This is a genomic window from Xanthomonas sp. NCPPB 2933 (genome assembly GCF_056725225.1).
Genome location: NZ_CM161518.1, coordinates 579,400 through 598,503, shown reverse-complemented (window position 1 = coordinate 598,503; position 19,104 = coordinate 579,400). Strand labels below are relative to the sequence as shown.

Sequence of the window (19,104 nt, the reverse complement as noted above, 5' to 3'; positions counted from 1 at the left end):
CGTTCCTTATGGCTCCGCGACAGCCTACACAGCGCGCAGCGCGGTGATGTGCAGAACGCTGTGACCATTGCCGGTGTGACCATTGCGTCTTGCCGGTGTCATCGGCGCTTCATTGGCTGCGGTCACGCTGACGGCTTCGCAGGACTGCCGCCATGACCCCACGCAAGACCGAACTCGCTGTCACCGCGCTGCAGTCGCACCGCAGCCCCCTCACGTTGCTGCAGCGGCGCACCCTGATCCTGGCCGATGGGCAGCGCGACCTGGCGACGCTGGCGCAGTTGCTGGGCGGCGATGCTGCCACGCTGGTGCAGACCTTGTGTGCGATGGGATATCTGCAGCTGGGTGAAGCGGGTGCAGGCGCGGATAGCGCGCCCGGCACGTCCGCTGCGACTGAGCCGACGCCCGCTGTGCCCGTGCAACTGGCGGATGCGCAGCAGACCGAAGAAGACTTGCAGCGTCAGCGGCGGCGTGCGGCCACCAATGCACGGCTGTATCTGCTCGACATCCTGCAACTGCAACGCAATCCCGCCGCTGCCGCATTGCACCGTCAGCTGCAGGCCGCGCGCGCGGAAGACGCCATCGGTGCCGCCATTGCCGAGGCGCTACGCGAACTGCCGCAGATCACCTCGGCAACCTATGCCGAACGCGTGCGTGCACGCATCGGCGAGTTGCTGCCGGATACGTTGCAGGCGGCATGATCCACCAGCGGTATCCAGCAGCGACGCGTAGCGCGAGCGGTGCGCCCTGATATCACCCTGGGCTAGCTAAGGGCCTGAAGCGATCGACATCACCACTGCTGCTCACCGCCAGCCGGCACGGTCATTGCTCAATGCGGCGTCTTCCCTTCGTGCGCACCGTTTTGTCCAGCAAGGCGAGCGATTCCACGCCACTGGCCGTACCGAAACGCCGTCCAGCGCACGCTACAACGGCGCGACCGGGAGGGCGAGAGTCTCGCGCGCTACCCGCACCCGCCTGCCGAGCGCTCGCGGCGTCTTATCAGCCGCTCTGACACCGCATCATTCCGAGGACGGTGGCTGAAAGGCCGCACGCAAGCCCGACCAGCACTGCTGATAATCGCCCTGTCGATGCGCCGCCTGCAACGCTTGCCCGGTAGGACGCAATACCGCACGCGTCTCGAACATGAAGGCCATGGTTTCGGTGATCACATCAGGGCGTGCGAGATCGGCATGCGAGGCCTTGTCGAAGGTTGGCGCGTCCGGGCCGTGACCGCTCATGCAGTTGTGTAGCGACGCGCCACCCGGCGCAAAGCCATCGGCCTTGGCGTCGTAGACGCCGTGCACCAAGCCCATGAACTCGCTGGCCACATTGCGATGGAACCACGGTGGGCGAAAGGTGTGCTGCGCCACCAGCCAGCGCGGCGGGAAGATCGCAAAATCCATGTTCGCGGTGCCATGCGTGTCGCTGGGCGAGGTCAGCACGGTGAAGATGCTGGGGTCCGGATGATCGAAGCTGATCGAGCCGATGGCGTTGAAGCGGCGCAGATCATAGCGATACGGCGCGTAGTTGCCATGCCAGGCCACCACGTCCAGCGGCGAGTGATCGATGTCTGCGCGCCACAGATGGCCCTGGAATTTGGCCACCAGTTCGAACGCACCTTCGCGCTGTTCGTAGGCGGCATGCGGTGTTTCGAAATCACGCGCGTTGGCCAGCCCGTTCGAGCCGATCGGCCCAAGGTCCGGCAAGCGCAGCAGGCCGCCGAAGTTCTCGCAGACATAGCCGCGTGCACTGCCATCGGGCAGCTCGACACGAAACCGCACACCGCGCGGTATCACCCCGATCTGCTGCGGCTCCAGCTCCAGCACGCCCAGCTCGGTGTGGATACGCAGGCGGCCGAGTTGCGGCACCAGCAACAGCTCGCCATCGGCATCGTAGAAGAAGCGATCGCGCATGGAGGCATTGGCCGCATACAGATGCACGGCAACACCGGACATCGCCTCCGGCCCGCCATTGCCGGCCATCGTGTACAGGCCATCGATGAAATCGGTCGGCGTGGACGGCAAGGGCAATGGGCTCCAACGCAGCTGGTCCGGTGGCACCGGGCCGCTGCCGAAGTCGTTGTGGAAGGCGGATTGCTCGATCAACGAGAACGCGCCATGCACCGCCGCCGGGCGGATGCGATACAGCCAGCTACGCCGGTTTTCGCCGCGCGGCGCAGTAAACGCCGTGCCGGACAACTGTTCGGCGTACAACCCGTGCGCCACCCGCTGCGGCGAGTTCTGGCCGACCGGCAAGGTGTCGGCTACTGCCTCGCTGGCGAATTCATTGCCGAAGCCGGTCATGTAACGCTGGTCGTTGTGCATGGGTGCGTCCGGACTGGCCCCCACAGGGGCTGGAATTAAGCCCCTCTCCCACCGGGAGAGGGGTTGGGGTGAGGGTACGGCGTAGCGACCATCTTGCAGATCGTCTCAACCACCGCATCCAGCGAAAACAACACATCGTTGTTCCAGAAGCGCAGCACTGTCCATCCCTTCGATTGCAGCCACCGCGTCCTTGCCTGATCGCTGGATGCTTGGTGCTGCGATCCATCCAGTTCAACAACCAACGCCGCATCGATACAACAAAAATCTGCGATGTACGGCGGAATCGGATGCTGACGTCTGAACTTGAAACCTTGTAGCTGATTGCTGCGTAGACAGCGCCAAAGTGCGCGCTCTGCGTCTGTCATCTCCGTGCGTAACGCACGCGCGTTGGTGAGTGCGACGGTGGGTAATGGTGGTTTGATTTTCATCGTTCCACCGTACCCTCACCCCAACCCCTCTCCCGTGGGGAGAGGGGCTTCAGCAACGTACGTTTTCATCACTCTGTGTTGTCAGACACATGCGTTGCTTGGCGCGCGCGCAATTGGCTGCTACATGCGACTTGTCTGCGTAATTCGCCTGATCCATACCAAAGCTGCGCCTGACTTAACAAGCTGCGGCGTTCGGCATCACAACGAGTGCCACTCAAACCCGCACCGACGCAATTAATGGCACCAACCACAAATCCCGAATAGCGAATCACCAATCCCAGACTTACAGCACCCCACGCTTCATCTGATCGCGCTCGATGCTCTCGAACAGCGCCTGGAAATTGCCTTCGCCAAAGCCCTCATTGCCCTTGCGCTGGATGATCTCGAAGAAGATCGGGCCGATGCAGTTGGTGGTGAAGATCTGTAGCAACTTGCGCTGCTTGGTGTCCACATCCGCATCTATCAGGATCTTGTTGCGGCGCAGGCGTGCGACGTCTTCGCCGTGGTCGGGAATGCGCAGGTCCACCACGTCGAAATAGGTGTCCGGCGTGTCGAGAAAGCTCACGCCCGCCTCGCGCATCTTTTCCACGCTGGTGTAGATGTCGTCGGTGAAACAGGCAATGTGCTGGATGCCTTCGCCCTGGTAGGCGTCCAGATACTCGTTGATCTGGCTCTTGGGGTCGGAGGACTCGTTGAGCGGAATGCGCACGATGCCGTCCGGCGCGGTCATCGCCTTGGACACCAGGCCGGTCTTGGCGCCCTTGATGTCGAAGTAGCGGATCTCGCGGAAGTTGAACAGGCGCTCGTAGTAATCCGACCAGCGCTGCATGTTGCCGAAGTACAGATTGTGGGTCAGGTGGTCGATGAAGGTCAGCCCGAAACCGGCCGGGTGCTGGTCGGCGCCCGGAATCGGCTCGTAGTCGGCATCGTAGATGCTGCCCGCATCGCCGTAGCGGTCAACCAGATACAGCATGCAATCGCCGATGCCCTTGACCACCGGCGCCGGCACTGCGCGCGTGTCGGCCTTGCCCTGCACCGCTTCGCCGCCATTGCCGAGCACGGTCTGCAGCACGGTCTCGGCCGGGGTGCGGAAGCGGATCGCAAAGCCGCAGGCGCTCGGGCCATGCGCAGCGGCGAAATCGGCGGCAAACGAATCGGGGTCTTCGTTGAGCAGGAAATTGACCCCACCCTGGCGATAGACGGTAATGGCGCGGCTGCGATGGCGCAGCACCGGGCTGAAGCCCATCTTGCGAAAATAGTCGTGCAGCTGCGCCACCTGGCCGGCGGGTGCGGCGAATTCGACGAATTCGAACCCGTCGATCCCCATCGGATTGTCGAAGGTGGTGACCTGCATGCCGGGATCGGGGCGGCTGATGGGGGTGTTCGGTTGTGCATTCATCGTCGTTTCTCCACGCTGGGCCGTCCGCAGGGCTATGCGGGGTGGCAGAAGACCCGCGAGAATGTGCAGGCCACCCACGGTTTGTAGTTGCAAATGAAACCAAAATCAAGACACAGTGCAACATGAGCGATCTCGACGCCCCCATTCCGCCGCAACATCCTGTGCTGCTCAACCTTGAGCAGTTCCTGCCGTATCGCTTGAGCGTGCTGTCCAACCGCATAAGCAGCAACATCGCCAAGGTCTACGGTGATCGTTACGGGATGGCTATTCCCGAGTGGCGGGTGATCACCATCCTGGCGCTGTATCCGGGTTCCTCGGCCAGTGAAGTCTCCGACCGCACCGCGATGGATAAAGTTGCAGTGAGCCGCGCCGTGGCGCGCCTGCTGGAGCGCGGCTTCATCCGCCGCGAAACCCATGGCGACGACCGCCGCCGCTCGATGCTGGCGCTGTCGCCGGCCGGGCGCCAGGTGTACGAGACCGTGGCCCCGCTGGTCAACGAGATGGAGCAGCGGCTGATGTCGGTGTTCAGCGCCGAGGAGCAGCAGATCCTGGAAAAGCTGATCGACCGGCTGGCCAAGGATGGGCTGCCGAAGATGGCCGGCAAGGAGTGAGGCCGTCGCACCGTTGAGAGGCGCTGTGGGTGATCGGCATTTCGGCGCAGACCACTCACAATCCATGCAGCACGGCCATGCGGTTCGGTCAACAAAACGGCGCTTCCCTTCGCGGGGAAGCGCCGTTTTTTTATTGCGCTGGGACACTGCGCCGAGTCGCCAAGACGCGATCAGACGCCTGAGTGAACAGCGCTACCCGCAGCGCGGGGGTTTGCATGACGCTGCAGCGAGCATCACGCCTACGGCGGCGCCCACTGCTTGAGGAAGTCGAACAGCTTCTTGCGATCGTAGCCCTCGCCCTTGCGCAGCTCCGGGCCGGACTGCAGGGTCAGCGGCTTGCCGTCGTTATCCAGCACCAGTAGCGACGGGTAGTCGTTGAGTTGAGCGAACTGCGACAGGAACGCGGCGTTCTCGTTGGCCGCATCGCGGTTGACCTTGACCACCACAAAGTGCGCATCGCGGAAGCTGCGTAGCTCGGCATCGCCGCCCATCAGCTCGTCCAGCGCCTTGCACGGCTCGCAGGCCGCATTGCCGACGTTGAGCACGATGCGCTTGCCACCGCGCTTGGCCTCGACCTTGGCGGTCTCCAGATCTGCGGCCGGATCGCGCGAGGGGTCGTATTGCGCGTTGAGCGCAGCGGCGGCGGCGATATCTGCAGCGGTGGGCGTATTGCCCGACGACACCGGCTGGCTGGGATCGGCGCTGGGCGGCTTCTGCATCGAGGTGTCCAGCGGCCGTGGCGCCTCCTGCTGCTCGCTGGGCTGCCCGCAGGCACTCAGCAAGCTTGTGAGCAACATGCCCGCCAGCAGCGGGCCACAGACAGTGGATTTCATCGGCATTGCGGTTCTCCTCACTTCACACCATGCATCAGTTTGTTGACCAAGGGGGCAATTAACAGAAGCAGCACACCCGCAGCGATCAGCGACCAGAAGCCAAAAGTGTAGCCCTTCAGTGCAGAGGCCACGGTCATACCGGTCTCGCCACTGACCGCGGAAGCGAAGATGCCAGACAGGTTATTACCAATTGCTGTGGACAAGAACCAGCCACCCATTGCCAGGCCAACGACTTTGGCCGGAGCCAGCTTTGTCGTCATCGACAAGCCAATAGGAGACAAGCACAGCTCACCGACTGTCTGGATCACATAGACCATGAACAAAGTCCAGAAAGGAATCTTCCCGGCATCGTCCACAAGTGCGGACAGCGCATACATCAGCAACGCAAAGGCCAGGCCGTTGAAGATCAAACCCAGACCGAACTTGCGCGGAATCGACGGATTGGCAGACTTCAGAGCGACCCACAGCCAGACGAACACAGGCCCAAGCACGAGAATTGCCAGCGTGTTGACCGATTGAAACCAACCCACCGGGAACATCCAGCCGCCGAGGTCACGTTCAACGATGTTCTGCGCTAGGAAATTAAACGAACTGCCCGCCTGTTCGAAGAACATGAAAAACATCACGTTGAATACGAAGACGATCAGCATGGCAATGGCGCGGTCGCGCTGTACCTTACCTTCCCGGATGCCTTCGAACAGAATCAATCCGCACAGCGCAAGGAACAAGATGGTCAGGATCCAGCCAAGGATGCTGGCATCGATCAACAACAAGCCGTAGGCGATTGGAATGGCGAACAGCGTGCCTACCAACACTGCCACGGTGCGCCCCATCCCTTCTCCGCCAACCGGCGGCGAACCGACCGGCCCAAGCTGGCGACGTCCCAGCCAGAACCACACAAGGCTGATCAACATGCCGACACCAGAGGCAATGAACACGTACTTGTAGGCAGGCATCGCCTCGGTGCCGAAAAATTTGTCGGCGAGCAAGCCAGTCAGAATCGGCGCTAAAAAACCGCCTGCATTGATGCCCATGTAGAAGATCGTGAATCCCGAATCCCGACGCGGGTCGTTCAGCGGATACAGCTTGCCGACCATGGTCGAGACGTTCGGCTTGAACAGGCCGTTGCCGGCGATGATCGTCGCCAAGCCAATTTTGAACACTTGTTCGTTTGGCACTGCGATCAGGAATAGACCGACCGACATGACGACTGCACCGATCAGCAGCGAGCGCTGGTAGCCGATGAGTCGGTCGGCGACGAACCCACCGAACAGCGCCGAGGCATATACCAGTGCCAGATACGCACCGTAGAGGCGGTTAGCCGGTGCCTCGCCGGCGCCGGAGCCCTCGTAAAACTGGGCCACGATATAGAGCGTCAGCGCCCAACGAATCCCGTAGAACGCAAAGCGTTCCCAGAATTCGGTCATGAACAGCATCCACAGCGGCCGGGGGTGGCCGAGCAGTGTCGGGAACTCGGGAGGCGCAGGCGGCTGCGGCGGAGTGGTAGCGGAAGTCGGCGCAGTAGCGTCAACGCTCATGAGGTGTCCCTTGCGTATTCAGTGATGGCTGGGTGCACCAGGGCGAGCCCTGGGCGACGCGCGAGGATCACTTAGACGTCATGTTCACGTCAAATTCGCCGGACTCGGGAGCGCGATGCCAGCGGGTTGGATTGGGGGGCTTGGTGATGGAGATGGCACAGGATGACGCTCGTACCCTCACCCCAACCCCTCGCCTTGCGTGCGACCGGACTCTGCTCCAGCGGACTAACTTCCGCTCTGCCAGCTTCAGCTTCTTTCCTCAACCCTTCGCAGCCTCACCACCACTCGGCGCGCGGTTTTCCACACCTACCGACGTGCGCACGTCGAACAGCTCGGGGAAAAACGTCAGCGCCAGCGCCTGCTGCAAAAACCCCACACCGCTCGACCCACCGGTGCCGCGCTTGAAGCCGATCACCCGCATCACCGTGCGCATATGGCGGAAGCGCCAGAGCTGGAACTGGGTTTCCACATCCACCAGGTCCTCGCACAGCGAATACTCGCGCCAGTAGCGGTCGGTGTTTTCGTAGATGCGCTCAAACACTGGACGCAATGCATCGTCGGCCACATGCGCGGCGGTCCAGTCGCGCGCCTGGTACTGCTGCGGGATCGCATGCCCGAAACGCGCTAGATAGCGCAGGAATTCCTCGTAGAGGCTGGGCGCTTCCAGCACCTCGCGCAGCCGCGCCTGGCCCTGCGGGTCGTAAGCGAACACCTGCAGCATCTGCGGGTTCTTGTTGCCGAGCAGGAATTCGATATAACGGTACTGCAGCGACTGGAAGCCCGACGAGGGGCCCAGCACATCGCGAAACCCCATGTACTCGCTCGGGGTGAGCGTTTCCAGCACCGACCACTGTTCGGTGAGCTGGCGTAGCACCTGCTTGCTGCGCGCCAGCACCTTGCGGCACTGCCAGACCTGATCGTTTTGCAGATGCACCATCGCCGCGCGCAGTTCATGCGCCAACAGCTTCAGCCACAGCTCGGAGGTCTGGTGCTGGATGATGAATAGCATCTCGTCGTGGTGCGCCGGCTCGGACAAGGGCTGCTGCGCGGAGAGCAACTGGTCCAGCCGCAGATAACCGCCATAGGTCAGCCGCCCCTCCAGATCGGTGTGGATGCCGGGTTCCAGGTCACGCAGGTTCTTGTCGACGGGCATGGCGTAGCGCTGACGATGGGGTCGGCCAGGGTAGCGCGCTGGCGACGGGTTGGCAGCCGGATCGGAAATCGGGATTGGGGAATCGAGAGTCGGGATTGGATGGGGCCGCCGGCCGCGCAGTCGCAGCCACTGCGCCGGTGTAACCATATGGTCAACCTAAGCCTGCAAATTCATGCAGAATCAAACGGCGCTGCCGGCCAGGGACGTGGCCGGACCAGGGGAGCGTTTCACGTCTCAAGGACCAGGGGACTCTCATCTCATGCATGTGTTGCAGCGTCGTGCAGCCTTACTTTTCTGTGCGCTGGCAGTTGCCGGCCACGCCAATGCCCAGGTTGTCATCAGCCAGGTCTACGGCGGTGGCGGCAACAGCGGTGCCACCTTCCGCAGCGATTTCATCGAGCTGCACAACACCGGCAGCACCACGGTCAGCCTGGACGGCTGGTCGGTGCAATACGCCTCGGCCGCCGGCAGCAGCTGGCAGGTCACGCCATTGGCGGGCAACGTGCCGGCTGGTGGCTATTACCTGGTCAAGCAGGCCGATGGCAGCGGCGGCAGCGTTGCGCTGCCCACGCCCGATGCCACCGGCACCACCGCCATGAGCGGCACCGCCGGCAAGGTGGCACTGAGCAGCACGGCTGCCGCGTTGAGCGGCGCCTGCCCCACCGGCAATGCCGACCTGGTCGGCTACGGCAGCAATGCCAGCTGCGCCGAAGGCAATGCACCCACGCCGGCCCCCAGCAATACGCTGGCGGTGCTGCGCGGCGGCGAAGGCTGCACCGATACCGACAACAACGCGGCCGATTTCGCCACCGGCGCGCCGGCCCCGCGCAATGCCGCCAGTGGCGCGCGCCTGTGTAGCGGCGGCGGCCAGCCGATCGCCACGCTGGCTGATGTCAGCCAGGCCGAAGGCAATAGCGGCAGCCGCAGTTTCGTGTTCACGCTGAGCCTGAGCCAGCCGGCCGGCACCGGCGGGGTGCGCTTCACCGCCGCCACCACAAATGGGACCGCAGTGGCTGGCAGCGACTATGTCGCCCTGCCCGCCACCAGCGTGCAGATTGCCGCCGGCGAACGCAGCGCCACCATCGCGGTGCAAGTGCTGGGCGACACCACGCCCGAGCCCGATGAGACCTTTGCGCTGCAGATCAGCGGCCTCACCGGCGCGCTGCCGGCCACGCTGAGCGCCACCGGCACCATCCTCAACGACGACTTCAGCCTGCTGCCGATCCACGCCATCCAGGGCAAGGGTGCGCGTTCGCCGCTTGAAGGCCAGGTGGTTGCCACCTCGGGCATCGTGACTGCTCGCCGCAGCGCCGGCTTCTTCCTGCAGGCAGCGGATGCCGAAACCGATGGCGACCCGACCACGTCCGAAGGCGTCTACGTCTACACAGGCAGCGCCCCGCCGGACACCGCTGCCATCGGCAACCGCGTGCGCGTGCAAGGCACGGTGATCGAATACGTGCCCACTGCCGACCCGACCCAGCCGCCATTGACCGAGATCGGCGGCAGCTTGACCGTGTTGCTGGATTCCACCGGCAACCCGTTGCCGATGCCGGTGGCGTTGAGCGCGAACTTCCCCAACCCGAACGGCGCCTACGACCAGCTCGAAGCGCTGGAGGGCATGCGCGTCACCGCCGCCAGCCTCACCGTCAATGCGCCCACCGGCGGCAGCGTCAACGAGACCAACGCCACGGCCACCAGCAATGGCGTGTTCCATGCCGTGGTCACCGGTGTGCCGCGTGCCTTCCGCGAGCCCGGCGTGCAACTGCCCGACCCGCTGCCGGCCGGTTCGCCTGCCGGCGTGCCGCGCTGGAACACCAACCCGGAAGTGATCGCGGTCGGCAGTGCAGGCGTGGGCGCCGAGCGGCTGGATCTGGCGTCCGGTTGCGTCGTGCTGGATGTCACCGGCCCGCTGGATTACAGCTTCCGCCGCTACACGCTGTATCCGGAACGCACCCCGCAGGTGAACTGCAACGGTGCCGACCAACCGCGCCCGGCACCGCTGCCGCAGGCCGACGACGTGGCCGTGGCCACCTACAACATGGAGCGCTTCTTCGACGACCAGAACGACCCGGCGATCGGCGAACCGGTGCTCACCCCGACCGCATTCCAGGCCCGCCTCAACAAGGCCTCGCTGGCGATCCGCAACTACCTGCACACGCCCGACATCCTGGGCACGGTGGAGGTGGAAAACATCAGCGTGCTGCAGACCCTGGCTGCACGCATCAACACCGATGCGGTGGCAGCCGGCCAGCCCGATCCGCAATACGTGGCCTATCTGCAGGAAGGCAACGACGTCGGCGGTATCGATGTCGGCTTCCTGGTCAAGACCGGCGCGGTGTCGGCCGGCGTGCCGCGCGTGGAAGTGGTGTCCATCGCCCAGGAAGGCAAGGCAACCACCTGGACCGAACCGGCAGGCGGCGTGAGCCTGCTCAACGATCGCCCGCCGCTGGTGCTCACCGCCAAGGTGCATCAGGCCGACGGCCGCGTGCTGCCGCTGACCGCCATTGTGGTGCATCAACGCTCGCTCAACGGCGCCGAGACCGACGACGCGGCCGGCACCCGCATCCGCGCCAAGCGTCAGGCCCAGGCCGAGTATCTGGCGCGTCTGCTACAGACGCGTCAGCAGCTCGACCCGGCCGAACAGGTGCTGGTGATGGGCGACTTCAACGCCTTCGAGTTCAACGACGGCTATGTGGATGCGATGGGCACCGTCACCGGCAAACCGGCCCCGGATGCGCAGACCGTGGTGAACGGCGATGGGGTGGATCTGGTCAATCCGGATTACACCGATCTGACCTGGTTCAACACGCCCGATCAGAGTTACTCGTACGCCTTCGACGGCAACGTGCAATCGCTGGATCACATCATCGCCAACGAGGCGCTGATGCGTGCACCCAACATCGCCGCGTTGTCGGTGGGCCACGCGCGCATCAATGCGGACTTCCCCGGCACCGCGCGCAACGATGCCAACACGCCTACGCGTCTTTCAGATCACGATCCCACCATCGTGCTGTTGCGCATGACGCCAGCGTTGCGCGCCGACCTGGGCGTGATGGTGAACGCCGCACGCGCGCAAGTCACCGAAGGCGAGCGTATCGACTTCAGTGTGGATGTGGAGAACCGTGGACCCGACAACGCAGCGTTTGCAGCGGTGGCACTGGCCTTCGATGCCGCGGTGAGCCCACGCGTCACCGCCGCACCGGGCTGGAGCTGCCAACCGCCGGAAACCGGCACCCAGACGGTGGTCACCTGCACCATCGCCTCGCTGGCATCCGGCAATGCACAGCGCTTCGCAGTGCAGGTTGAAGCTGGCGCGGAACTGGCGGGACGCACCCTCACCCTGGCCGCTTCGGTCGCCTCTCAGACGCCCGACCCGCAGCCGGACAACAACACCGACACCGCCGCAGTGGCAGTGCAGCCACGCCTGCGCAGCGATCTGGCAGTCCGTCTGGAAGGCCCCGCCACGCTGCCGACCACCGCCTTCAACGCCACTTACCGGGTATTGCTGGACAACCGCGGCAACGCACCCGCCACCGGCGTCAACGTGCGCATCGAGGGCAATACGGTGTCGGCGTTGTCGCTGCTGGTGCCACCCAGCGGCTGGCGTTGCAGCAAGCAACTGCAGTCGTTGCGCAGCGCGATCTTCATGTGCAGCACCGCCACGGCACTGCAGCCGGGCGCGCAGGCCGCGTTCCAGCTAACCGTGGCGGCCAAGCCGATCCCGGTTGAAGGCGCGGTGCGGGTGCAGGCAAGTGCCAGTTCGATCTCGCCCGATGCCAACCCGGCCGACAATGCTGCGCTGATCGTCACTCCGATCGGTGGAGGCGCCGGCCGCCGCTGATCGCAGTGCAACACGTCGCAGTTTGAACTGCGACAAAGGGCGCGGCCTGGTCCGCGCCCTTTTTTTTGTGCAACCCAGCATCATTGTGTGCTGCGGTGCAGGACAGCCTTTTGCTGCGTGGTCCTTAACATCGCAACTCATATCATTTGAAACTTCTTGGTGAAGGTGTCGCCGCAATGAGCGTAGCCGCGCAGTTCGAGATCGAATATCTGCAATACATGGACGCGGACGGCCAATGGGTCCGCGACGACCTGCCGGCCGATGCCGCCAATCCGCAACAGTTGCTCGCCCTGTTCAAGCGCATGCTGTTCGTGCGCACCTTCGACAGCAAATCGGTCGCCTTGCAGCGCACCGGCAAGCTGGGCACCTACGCCGCCTCGCTGGGGCACGAGGCCACGCATGTGGGCATCGGTGCCTCGATGCGCCGCGGCGATGTGTTCGCGCCCAGCTACCGCGAGTACGGCACCATGTTCGAACGCGGCGTTCGCCCGCGCGATGTATTGCTGTACTGGGGCGGCGACGAGCGCGGCAGCGATTACCCGCGCGATGCCGATGCAGCGATCGACTTCCCGATCTGCGTACCGATTTCCACCCAGTGCCTGCATGCGGCCGGCTCCGCACTGTCGTTCAAGCTGCAGGGCAAGCAACAGGTCGCTGTGGCCTGTTGCGGGGATGGCGGCAGTTCCAAGACCGACTTTTATGCCGCGCTCAATTCGGCCGGTGCCTACAAGCTGCCGCTGATCCTGTGCGTGATCAACAACGGCTGGGCGATTTCGGTACCGCGCTCGGCGCAAACCGGTGCGCAGACGCTGGCGCAGAAAGGCCTGGCCGGCGGCCTGCATTGCCTGCAGGTGGATGGCAACGATCTGGTTGCCGTGCTCGAAGCGATGCGCCAGGCACGCGTGCGTGCACTGGCCGGCGACGGCGGCACGGTGATCGAATTCCTGACCTATCGCCTGTCCGATCACACCACCGCCGACGATGCGCGACGCTACCGCGGCGAAGAAGAGGTCAAGCAGGGCTGGGCGCGAGAACCGCTGCTGCGCCTGCGCCGCTATCTCACCGCGCAAGGCCTGTGGGACGACGCACAGGAAGCCGCCTGGAAAACCGAGTGCGGCGCGCGCGTGGACGAAGAGGTCAACGCCTATCTCAACACCCCGGTGCAGCCGGTCGAAGCGATGTTCGATTATCTCTACGGCGACCCGCCGGCCGAGTTGCTGGCCCAGCGCGCCGAAGTGATGGCGCTGGAGGCCCGTCATGGATGAGCACACCCACTCGCACATCGCCGCCACCCAGCAGGCCAGTGCGCCTTACAACGCCGCAGCCACGCGCGGAGAGATTGCCATGAGTTCGCCCATCACCCTGATCGAAGCCATCACCCAGGCGCTGGCCTGGGAGCTGGAACACGACCCTGCGGTGCTGGTGCTGGGCGAGGATGTGGGCGTCAACGGCGGCGTATTCCGCGCCACCGCCGGCCTGCAGCAGCGCTTCGGCAGTGCGCGCGTGCTGGACACGCCATTGGACGAAACCACCATCGCCGGGCTGAGCGTTGGCCTGGCCGCACAAGGCATGAAGCCGGTGGCCGAAGCGCAGTTCGACGGCTTCGTGTATCCCATGGTCGATCACCTGATCTGCCACGCCGCACGCCTGCGCAACCGCACCCGCGGGCGCCTGCATTGCCCGATGGTGTTGCGCGTGCCGTGGGGCGGCGGCATCCGCGCGCCGGAACACCACAGCGAAGCCAACGAAGCCATCTTCACCAACGTGCCCGGTTTGCGCGTGGTGTTGCCGTCTTCGCCGCAGCGCGCCTACGGCCTGTTGCTGGCTGCGATCCGCGACCCGGATCCGGTGATCTACATGGAGCCCAAGCGCATCTATCGCCAGTACAAGGAAGTGGTTGCCAACGATGGCGAAGCGCTGCCGCTGGATGTGTGCTTCGTGCTGCGCGACGGCACCGACGTCACCCTGGTCACCTGGGGCGCGCAGGTGAAAGAAGCGCTGGAAGCGGCCGACAAACTCGCCGGCGAAGGCATCAGTGCCGAAGTGATCGACGTGGCCACGCTGCGCCCGCTGGACTTCGACACCATTGCCGAATCGGTCGCGAAAACCGGCCGCTGCGTGATCGTGCAGGAAGCCCCGCGCACTGCCGGCTTCGGTGCGGAGATCGCCGCACAGCTGGCGGAAAAATCGATGTACGACCTGCTCGCGCCGGTCGAGCGCGTCACCGGTTACGACACGCACATCCCGCTGTTCCGGCTGGAGATGAAGTACCTGCCGAGCGTGGAGCGCATCGTCACCGCCGCCCGTCGCGCGGTGGCCGCCGGCTGACATGCGCGCCCGCCTGCTCTGCGACCACCACGCCAGAGTCGCCAACCCGATTCGCTTCCACGCCGGCCAGCAAGTGGCGATCGGCGTGCGCGATGAAGAATGGCCGGCCTTTGCCTGGGTCAACACCGGGCAAGGTCATGCCGGCTGGGCGCCGGTGGCGTGGCTGCGCCCCTTGGGCGACGGCCTGGCCGAAGCCCTGCGCGATTACGACGCACGCGAACTCGTTGCCATGCAGGGCGAGGACGTGTTGCTGCATCACGAACATGGCGGTTGGTGGTGGTCCGAGCGTGCCGATGGCACGCAGGGCTGGCTGCCGGCCGCCGACCTCGAACTCCTCGACGACACCACGCCGCCGCTGCCTGCGGCGCAAGAGAATCTGCCATGAGCCAAGCCAAGAATTTCCACCTGCCCGATCTGGGCGAAGGCCTGCCCGACGCCACCATCGTGGAATGGTTCGTCAAGGAAGGCGACAGCGTGCGCCTGGACGACCCGCTGGTGTCGATGGAGACCGCCAAGGCGGTGGTCGAGGTGCCCTCGCCGTTCTCCGGCACCGTGACCAAGCTCGCCGGTGCCGCCGGCGACATCATCGTCACCGGCGCGGTGCTGGCGCAGTTTGCGCTGGATGCCTCGCAGCCGCAGCGCGCCGATGGTCAGGACACCGGTCACTCACACAGTCATGCACCGGCGCCGACACCGGCCCACACGCCCAGCACCGGGCAACACGCCGCTGGCGACAGCGCGCGCATGGTCGCTTCCGATAACGGCGGCGAGATCGCCGATGCCGACTCCACCAGCAACGGCGAGAGCGACCGCGATGACGCCGGCACCGTGGTCGGCGCGATGCAGAGCTCCAATGCCGTGCAGAGCGAGCAGGCCATTGCAGTCGGCGGCGTGCGTGCCATGCCGGCCGTGCGTGCACTCGCCCGCAAGCTGCGCGTGGATCTGGCGCAGGTACGCGCCACCGGCCCGGATGGCACGGTCACGATGGCCGATGTAAAGCAGGCCGCTGCGGCCGGAAGTGCGCCGATGTCTGCGGCGCGTGCGACTGCCTCGGTCACGCCGATCAATGGCAATAACGCGAATGCAGGCGCGCAACACGCCGCTGCAAACACGCAGGCAACAAACGCTGCAGCGAGCGATGCGCAACAACGTTCAGCGCTGTCTGCCAGCGGCAAACCCATGCGCACGCAATCACCCAGCGTGGTCGCCAAAGGCCAGCCGGAGCAGCTCAAGGGCGTGCGCCGCAACATGGCGCGCGTGATGGCCGATGCGCACAGCAAGGTGGTGCCCACCACGCTCAACGACGATGCCGACATCCACGCCTGGCAACCGGGCAACGACGTCACCGTGCGGCTGGTGCGAGGCATCGTGCGTGCCTGCCAGGCGGTGCCCGCGCTCAACGCCTGGTTCGACGGCGAGGCACTCAGCCGCACCCTGCACACGCAGGTGGATATCGGCATCGCGGTGGACACCGAAGAAGGCCTGTTCGTGCCCGCGCTGCGCAATGCCGACATGCTGGATGCGCACGGCATCCGCGAGAGCGTCAACCGGCTGCGTCAGCAGGTAGAGAATCGCAGCATCGCCGCGTCGGAACTCAGTGGCTACACCATCTCGCTATCCAATTTCGGCATGTTCGCCGGCCGCTACGCGACCCCGGTGGTGGTGCCGCCGTGCGTGGCCATCGTCGCCGCCGGCCGCGCGCGCTACCAGCTCACCCCGGTGATGGGCGGGGTGGAAACCCACAAGGTGATGCCGCTGTCGCTGACCTTCGACCACCGCGCCGCCACCGGCGGCGAAGCCGCACGTTTCCTGCGTGCACTGCTGGACGATCTGGCGTTGGCCAACTGAGCGCAGCTCATAAAACCACTCACTCATCGGCAGGTGGGCGCAGCCGGCTTTGTGATTCCCATCAGCACACGACCACGTTGGCTGGTGCGATGTCCTCACCGATTCTGGGACCGTGTGCGGCATGGATGCCGCCACCGAGCTTGCACCGACGGATTCACGGAGTGTCCTCAAAAGGCACCGCGCGCTCGACTATCCAAGCTTTTTGACGACATCTAAATGGCGCTACGACTCGACATTTCGATTGTCTTCTCTTGTCTTGGAGTGGTTGGACAGTGCGGATAGATCACTTGCAGAGCGGCTGATCTGCGGCTTGGCTGCAGGGTCCTTGCCCGCCCACCATCGCGGGACACGCCGCAAATACGTCCATGTAGGCTCTTACGCGGCATCCATGCCGCGTAAGGTCCCGCGATGGTGGGCGGGCAAGGACCAGTCGAGATGGTCGGTGTGCATGGCTTTCAGCAAAGCAATCAGCAAACTGTCTGGTGCGGTGTCCTCGCCGATTGCGGGACCGTGTGGCGGCATGGATGCCGCCACCGAGCCTACAGGGACGTACTTGCGGCGTGTCCCGCAAGCGGTGAGGGCACCGCGCCTCGACGAGATCGGCGTTTAGCATGACGCGCTACCGACCATTGCAATGCGAATGCCTGGATAATCGGCGCATGTCATTTGCCCATCTCTCGCTGTCGCCGCAGCTGCAGCCGTTCTTCGACACCGCTCTGACCCGCGCAGGTCACCACACGCCCACGCCGATCCAGCAGCAGGCGATTCCGCCGATGCTGCAGGGCCGCGATCTGATCGCGATGGCGCAGACCGGCTCGGGCAAGACGCTGGCCTATGCGCTGCCGCTGCTGCAGCAACGCTGTCTCGCCCCGGACATTGCACCGCGCGTGCTCGGCGCGCTGGTGCTGGTGCCCACGCGCGAACTCGCCGCGCAGGTCGAAGACACGCTGCATCAGCTGGCGGCGCATCTGCCGCGCCGGCTCAAGATCGTTACGGCCACCGGGGGCAGTTCGATCAATCCGCAGCTGCTTGCCCTGCGCGGTGGTGCCGACATCGTGGTGGCCACGCCCGGCCGGCTGCTGGATCTGGTCGATCACAACGCGCTGCGCCTGAGCGAGGTCGCCACGCTGGTGCTGGACGAAGCCGACCGCCTGCTGGAGCTGGGCTTTGGCGCCGAGCTCGATCGCATCCTGGCGCTATTGCCGGCGCAGCGCCAAAGCGTGCTGTTTTCGGCCACGTTTCCGCCCGGCATCGCCTCGCTGGCCAAGCGTCGCCTGCGCGACCCGCTACGCATCACCATTGCCGCCACGCCAGACGCTGCGCCTGTGATCGAGCAACGCGCCATCGCGGTCGACGCCGGCCAACGCACGCAGCTGCTGCGCCATCTGCTGCAAGAACATGGCTGGTCGCATGTGCTGGTGTTCGTCGCCAGCCGGCACACCGCCGACAAGGTCGCCGAAAAACTGACCAAGACCGGCATCAACGCGCAGCCGTTGCATGGCGAGTTGAGCCAGGGCCGTCGCGAGCGCACCTTGTACGCCTTCAAGCAGCGCGAGGTGCAGGTGCTGGTGGCCACCGATCTGGCCGGGCGTGGCATCGATATCGACGCGCTGCCGGCCGTGGTCAATTACGACCTGCCGCGTTCGACCGTGGACTACACCCACCGTATCGGCCGCACCGCGCGTGCCGGCGCCAGCGGGGTGGCGATCAGCTTTGTCACTGCGGAGAGCCAGCCGCAATGGCGCCTGATCGAAAAACGCCAGGGCCTGCGCGTGCCGACCAGTGTGGTTGCCGGATTTGAACCGACCCTGGCGACAGATGCGCCTGCGACGGAAACGCCGAACACCGACACACGCGCTCCGGACGACAACGGCGGCATCAAGGGCAAACGGCCAAGCAAGAAAGACAAATTACGTGCAGCGGCAGCACAAGCAGGCAAGCCCGACTGAAGCGAGCGATCACCCGTAACGCGCCGTCGTCACGCGGAGATGGCAGGCGCGGGAACCGCACTTGATACGTGGCATATGCGCAGGCCGGGCAGCGTCCAGCACGCGTCAATACCCGTTTTGTGCACTCTTGGCGCGTTGCGCATTACGACTTCGCACTGAGCAGACATCTACTGCCAAACACGTGTCTCTTGTAGACCACGCGATCTGTCTTTAGATCCGCTGAGGGTGACACGCGGTGACGGCCACCCGCATTACTGATCACGCCCAAGCAAAATCTTGCCAACGCAGCGGCAATCCACCGCCACGTCTATGCGGCGAAGACTCAGTCCTGCTCGAAATCCAGCTCGCCGCCCATGCCGCTATCGCCATCCACGCGCGGGATGCGCTTGCCGGGCTTGCGCAGGATTTCCACAAAGAACTGCTCGCCACCTTCGCTGGTGAGCGCATTGATCGAGCGGATCAGCTCGGCCGGCGGCAGCGGCGCGGCGCTGGCCTCGTCCACCCCGAAGCGCATGTCGAAGTCCCAATAATCCGCACCTTCCGGCAAGTCCTTGCGGCGCTCGCGGCGGATGTACTTGCGGATATCGTTCTTGCTGGACTCCAGCAGACGATCGCGGTTCTTGCCTTCGAGGTTGAGCTGGTAGGTCTTGCGCATGGCGACATCGGTTGGGAACTGGCCGCCTATTGTGAGGCCACACGGCCGTTCTGGGTGAATCGGCGGCTGTCCGGGCGGGATTCGGGCCTGCACTGCGACCGAAGCCGGGAACCTCCCCGACGCGTGCCGGCCCTGGCCTTCGGGCGGAAGCTCGGTCAAGCCGCTGAGACGCCGCGCCGCTGCAAGGCTGCAATGGCAGT

Annotated in this window: 15 protein-coding genes; 8 read left to right on the top strand and 7 right to left on the bottom strand. The window is 64.8% G+C overall.

Annotated features, from left to right (window positions below):
• Positions 1–152 precede the first annotated feature (152 nt).
• Entirely contained in the window at positions 153–698 is a 546-nt protein-coding gene (locus AC1PLU_RS02535; protein WP_481107616.1) for a hypothetical protein, read from the top strand.
• Between the two features lie 318 nt (positions 699–1,016).
• Here AC1PLU_RS02535 and hmgA read toward each other — a convergent pair whose 3' ends face one another.
• The 3 genes from hmgA to hppD all read right to left on the bottom strand — a co-directional run bounded on the left by hmgA (position 1,017) and on the right by hppD (position 4,148).
• On the bottom strand, positions 1,017–2,321 hold the full coding sequence (gene hmgA, locus AC1PLU_RS02530; protein ID WP_481094059.1) for a homogentisate 1,2-dioxygenase: 1,305 nt from the start codon (positions 2,319–2,321) through the stop codon (positions 1,017–1,019).
• Between the two features lie 35 nt (positions 2,322–2,356).
• Entirely contained in the window at positions 2,357–2,749 is a 393-nt protein-coding gene (locus AC1PLU_RS02525; protein ID WP_183086625.1) for an endonuclease domain-containing protein, read from the bottom strand.
• Between the two features lie 283 nt (positions 2,750–3,032).
• Positions 3,033–4,148 carry a 4-hydroxyphenylpyruvate dioxygenase gene (hppD, locus tag AC1PLU_RS02520; RefSeq protein ID WP_481107615.1) on the bottom strand — a complete coding sequence of 372 codons (1,116 nt, stop codon included), beginning with the start codon at positions 4,146–4,148 and terminating at the stop codon, positions 3,033–3,035.
• A 122-nt stretch (positions 4,149–4,270) separates the two neighbouring features.
• Here hppD and AC1PLU_RS02515 point away from each other — a divergent pair, with 122 nt between their 5' ends.
• The gene (locus AC1PLU_RS02515; RefSeq protein ID WP_043888877.1) at positions 4,271–4,759 is read left to right on the top strand and encodes a MarR family winged helix-turn-helix transcriptional regulator; all 489 of its coding nucleotides are present in this window, start codon (positions 4,271–4,273) and stop codon (positions 4,757–4,759) included.
• A 239-nt stretch (positions 4,760–4,998) separates the two neighbouring features.
• Here the strand turns inward: AC1PLU_RS02515 and AC1PLU_RS02510 are convergent, their stop codons facing one another.
• The 3 genes from AC1PLU_RS02510 to AC1PLU_RS02500 all read right to left on the bottom strand — a co-directional run bounded on the left by AC1PLU_RS02510 (position 4,999) and on the right by AC1PLU_RS02500 (position 8,283).
• Positions 4,999–5,598, bottom strand: a complete 600-nt coding sequence (locus AC1PLU_RS02510) for a thioredoxin family protein (RefSeq protein WP_481107614.1) — start codon at positions 5,596–5,598, stop codon at positions 4,999–5,001.
• A gap of 11 nt (positions 5,599–5,609) precedes the next feature.
• Positions 5,610–7,130, bottom strand: a complete 1,521-nt coding sequence (locus AC1PLU_RS02505; RefSeq protein ID WP_023902346.1) for a peptide MFS transporter — start codon at positions 7,128–7,130, stop codon at positions 5,610–5,612.
• A 259-nt stretch (positions 7,131–7,389) separates the two neighbouring features.
• Positions 7,390–8,283 carry a tryptophan 2,3-dioxygenase gene (locus AC1PLU_RS02500; RefSeq protein ID WP_104592210.1) on the bottom strand — a complete coding sequence of 298 codons (894 nt, stop codon included), beginning with the start codon at positions 8,281–8,283 and terminating at the stop codon, positions 7,390–7,392.
• 259 nt (positions 8,284–8,542) lie between these two features.
• On the opposite strand from AC1PLU_RS02500, the gene AC1PLU_RS02495 reads away from it, so the two are divergent.
• From AC1PLU_RS02495 to AC1PLU_RS02470, 6 genes are all read left to right on the top strand, one after another.
• The gene (locus tag AC1PLU_RS02495; RefSeq protein ID WP_481107613.1) at positions 8,543–12,124 is read left to right on the top strand and encodes a lamin tail domain-containing protein; all 3,582 of its coding nucleotides are present in this window, start codon (positions 8,543–8,545) and stop codon (positions 12,122–12,124) included.
• A gap of 176 nt (positions 12,125–12,300) precedes the next feature.
• A complete protein-coding gene (gene pdhA / locus AC1PLU_RS02490) occupies positions 12,301–13,389 on the top strand; it encodes a pyruvate dehydrogenase (acetyl-transferring) E1 component subunit alpha (protein WP_229009365.1) in 1,089 nt (362 codons plus the stop codon).
• The gene (locus tag AC1PLU_RS02485) at positions 13,382–14,452 is read left to right on the top strand and encodes an alpha-ketoacid dehydrogenase subunit beta (RefSeq protein WP_023902342.1); all 1,071 of its coding nucleotides are present in this window, start codon (positions 13,382–13,384) and stop codon (positions 14,450–14,452) included. The genes pdhA and AC1PLU_RS02485 overlap by 8 nt, the downstream gene beginning before the upstream one ends.
• A gap of 1 nt (position 14,453) precedes the next feature.
• Positions 14,454–14,837 (top strand): SH3 domain-containing protein, encoded by a 384-nt coding sequence (locus AC1PLU_RS02480; RefSeq protein WP_006448748.1) that lies wholly within the window; start codon positions 14,454–14,456, stop codon positions 14,835–14,837.
• A complete protein-coding gene (locus tag AC1PLU_RS02475) occupies positions 14,834–16,300 on the top strand; it encodes a dihydrolipoamide acetyltransferase family protein (protein WP_481107612.1) in 1,467 nt (488 codons plus the stop codon). Before AC1PLU_RS02480 ends, AC1PLU_RS02475 begins: the two co-directional genes overlap by 4 nt.
• A gap of 659 nt (positions 16,301–16,959) precedes the next feature.
• Complete coding sequence (locus tag AC1PLU_RS02470) at positions 16,960–18,249, top strand: DEAD/DEAH box helicase (protein ID WP_481107611.1); 1,290 nt, start codon at positions 16,960–16,962, stop codon at positions 18,247–18,249.
• 322 nt (positions 18,250–18,571) lie between these two features.
• On the opposite strand, the gene AC1PLU_RS02465 is transcribed toward AC1PLU_RS02470, so the two are convergent.
• The gene (locus AC1PLU_RS02465) at positions 18,572–18,904 is read right to left on the bottom strand and encodes a DUF6172 family protein (protein ID WP_006448752.1); all 333 of its coding nucleotides are present in this window, start codon (positions 18,902–18,904) and stop codon (positions 18,572–18,574) included.
• Between the last annotated feature and the right edge of the window lie 200 nt (positions 18,905–19,104).

What these genes read in the sequence shown, in the direction of transcription:
- AC1PLU_RS02500 (WP_104592210.1), bottom strand. Translation starts at nt 8,283, where the DNA reads ATGCCCGTCGACAAGAACCTGCGTGACCTGGAACCCGGCATCCACACC.
- AC1PLU_RS02510 (WP_481107614.1), bottom strand. Translation starts at nt 5,598, where the DNA reads ATGCCGATGAAATCCACTGTCTGTGGCCCGCTGCTGGCGGGCATGTTG.
- AC1PLU_RS02475 (WP_481107612.1), top strand. Translation starts at nt 14,834, where the DNA reads ATGAGCCAAGCCAAGAATTTCCACCTGCCCGATCTGGGCGAAGGCCTG.
- AC1PLU_RS02525 (WP_183086625.1), bottom strand. Translation starts at nt 2,749, where the DNA reads ATGAAAATCAAACCACCATTACCCACCGTCGCACTCACCAACGCGCGT.
- AC1PLU_RS02495 (WP_481107613.1), top strand. Translation starts at nt 8,543, where the DNA reads ATGCATGTGTTGCAGCGTCGTGCAGCCTTACTTTTCTGTGCGCTGGCA.
- AC1PLU_RS02485 (WP_023902342.1), top strand. Translation starts at nt 13,382, where the DNA reads ATGGATGAGCACACCCACTCGCACATCGCCGCCACCCAGCAGGCCAGT.
- hmgA (WP_481094059.1), bottom strand. Translation starts at nt 2,321, where the DNA reads ATGCACAACGACCAGCGTTACATGACCGGCTTCGGCAATGAATTCGCC.
- AC1PLU_RS02505 (WP_023902346.1), bottom strand. Translation starts at nt 7,130, where the DNA reads ATGAGCGTTGACGCTACTGCGCCGACTTCCGCTACCACTCCGCCGCAG.
- pdhA (WP_229009365.1), top strand. Translation starts at nt 12,301, where the DNA reads ATGAGCGTAGCCGCGCAGTTCGAGATCGAATATCTGCAATACATGGAC.
- AC1PLU_RS02470 (WP_481107611.1), top strand. Translation starts at nt 16,960, where the DNA reads ATGTCATTTGCCCATCTCTCGCTGTCGCCGCAGCTGCAGCCGTTCTTC.
- hppD (WP_481107615.1), bottom strand. Translation starts at nt 4,148, where the DNA reads ATGAATGCACAACCGAACACCCCCATCAGCCGCCCCGATCCCGGCATG.
- AC1PLU_RS02515 (WP_043888877.1), top strand. Translation starts at nt 4,271, where the DNA reads ATGAGCGATCTCGACGCCCCCATTCCGCCGCAACATCCTGTGCTGCTC.
- AC1PLU_RS02465 (WP_006448752.1), bottom strand. Translation starts at nt 18,904, where the DNA reads ATGCGCAAGACCTACCAGCTCAACCTCGAAGGCAAGAACCGCGATCGT.
- AC1PLU_RS02480 (WP_006448748.1), top strand. Translation starts at nt 14,454, where the DNA reads ATGCGCGCCCGCCTGCTCTGCGACCACCACGCCAGAGTCGCCAACCCG.
- AC1PLU_RS02535 (WP_481107616.1), top strand. Translation starts at nt 153, where the DNA reads ATGACCCCACGCAAGACCGAACTCGCTGTCACCGCGCTGCAGTCGCAC.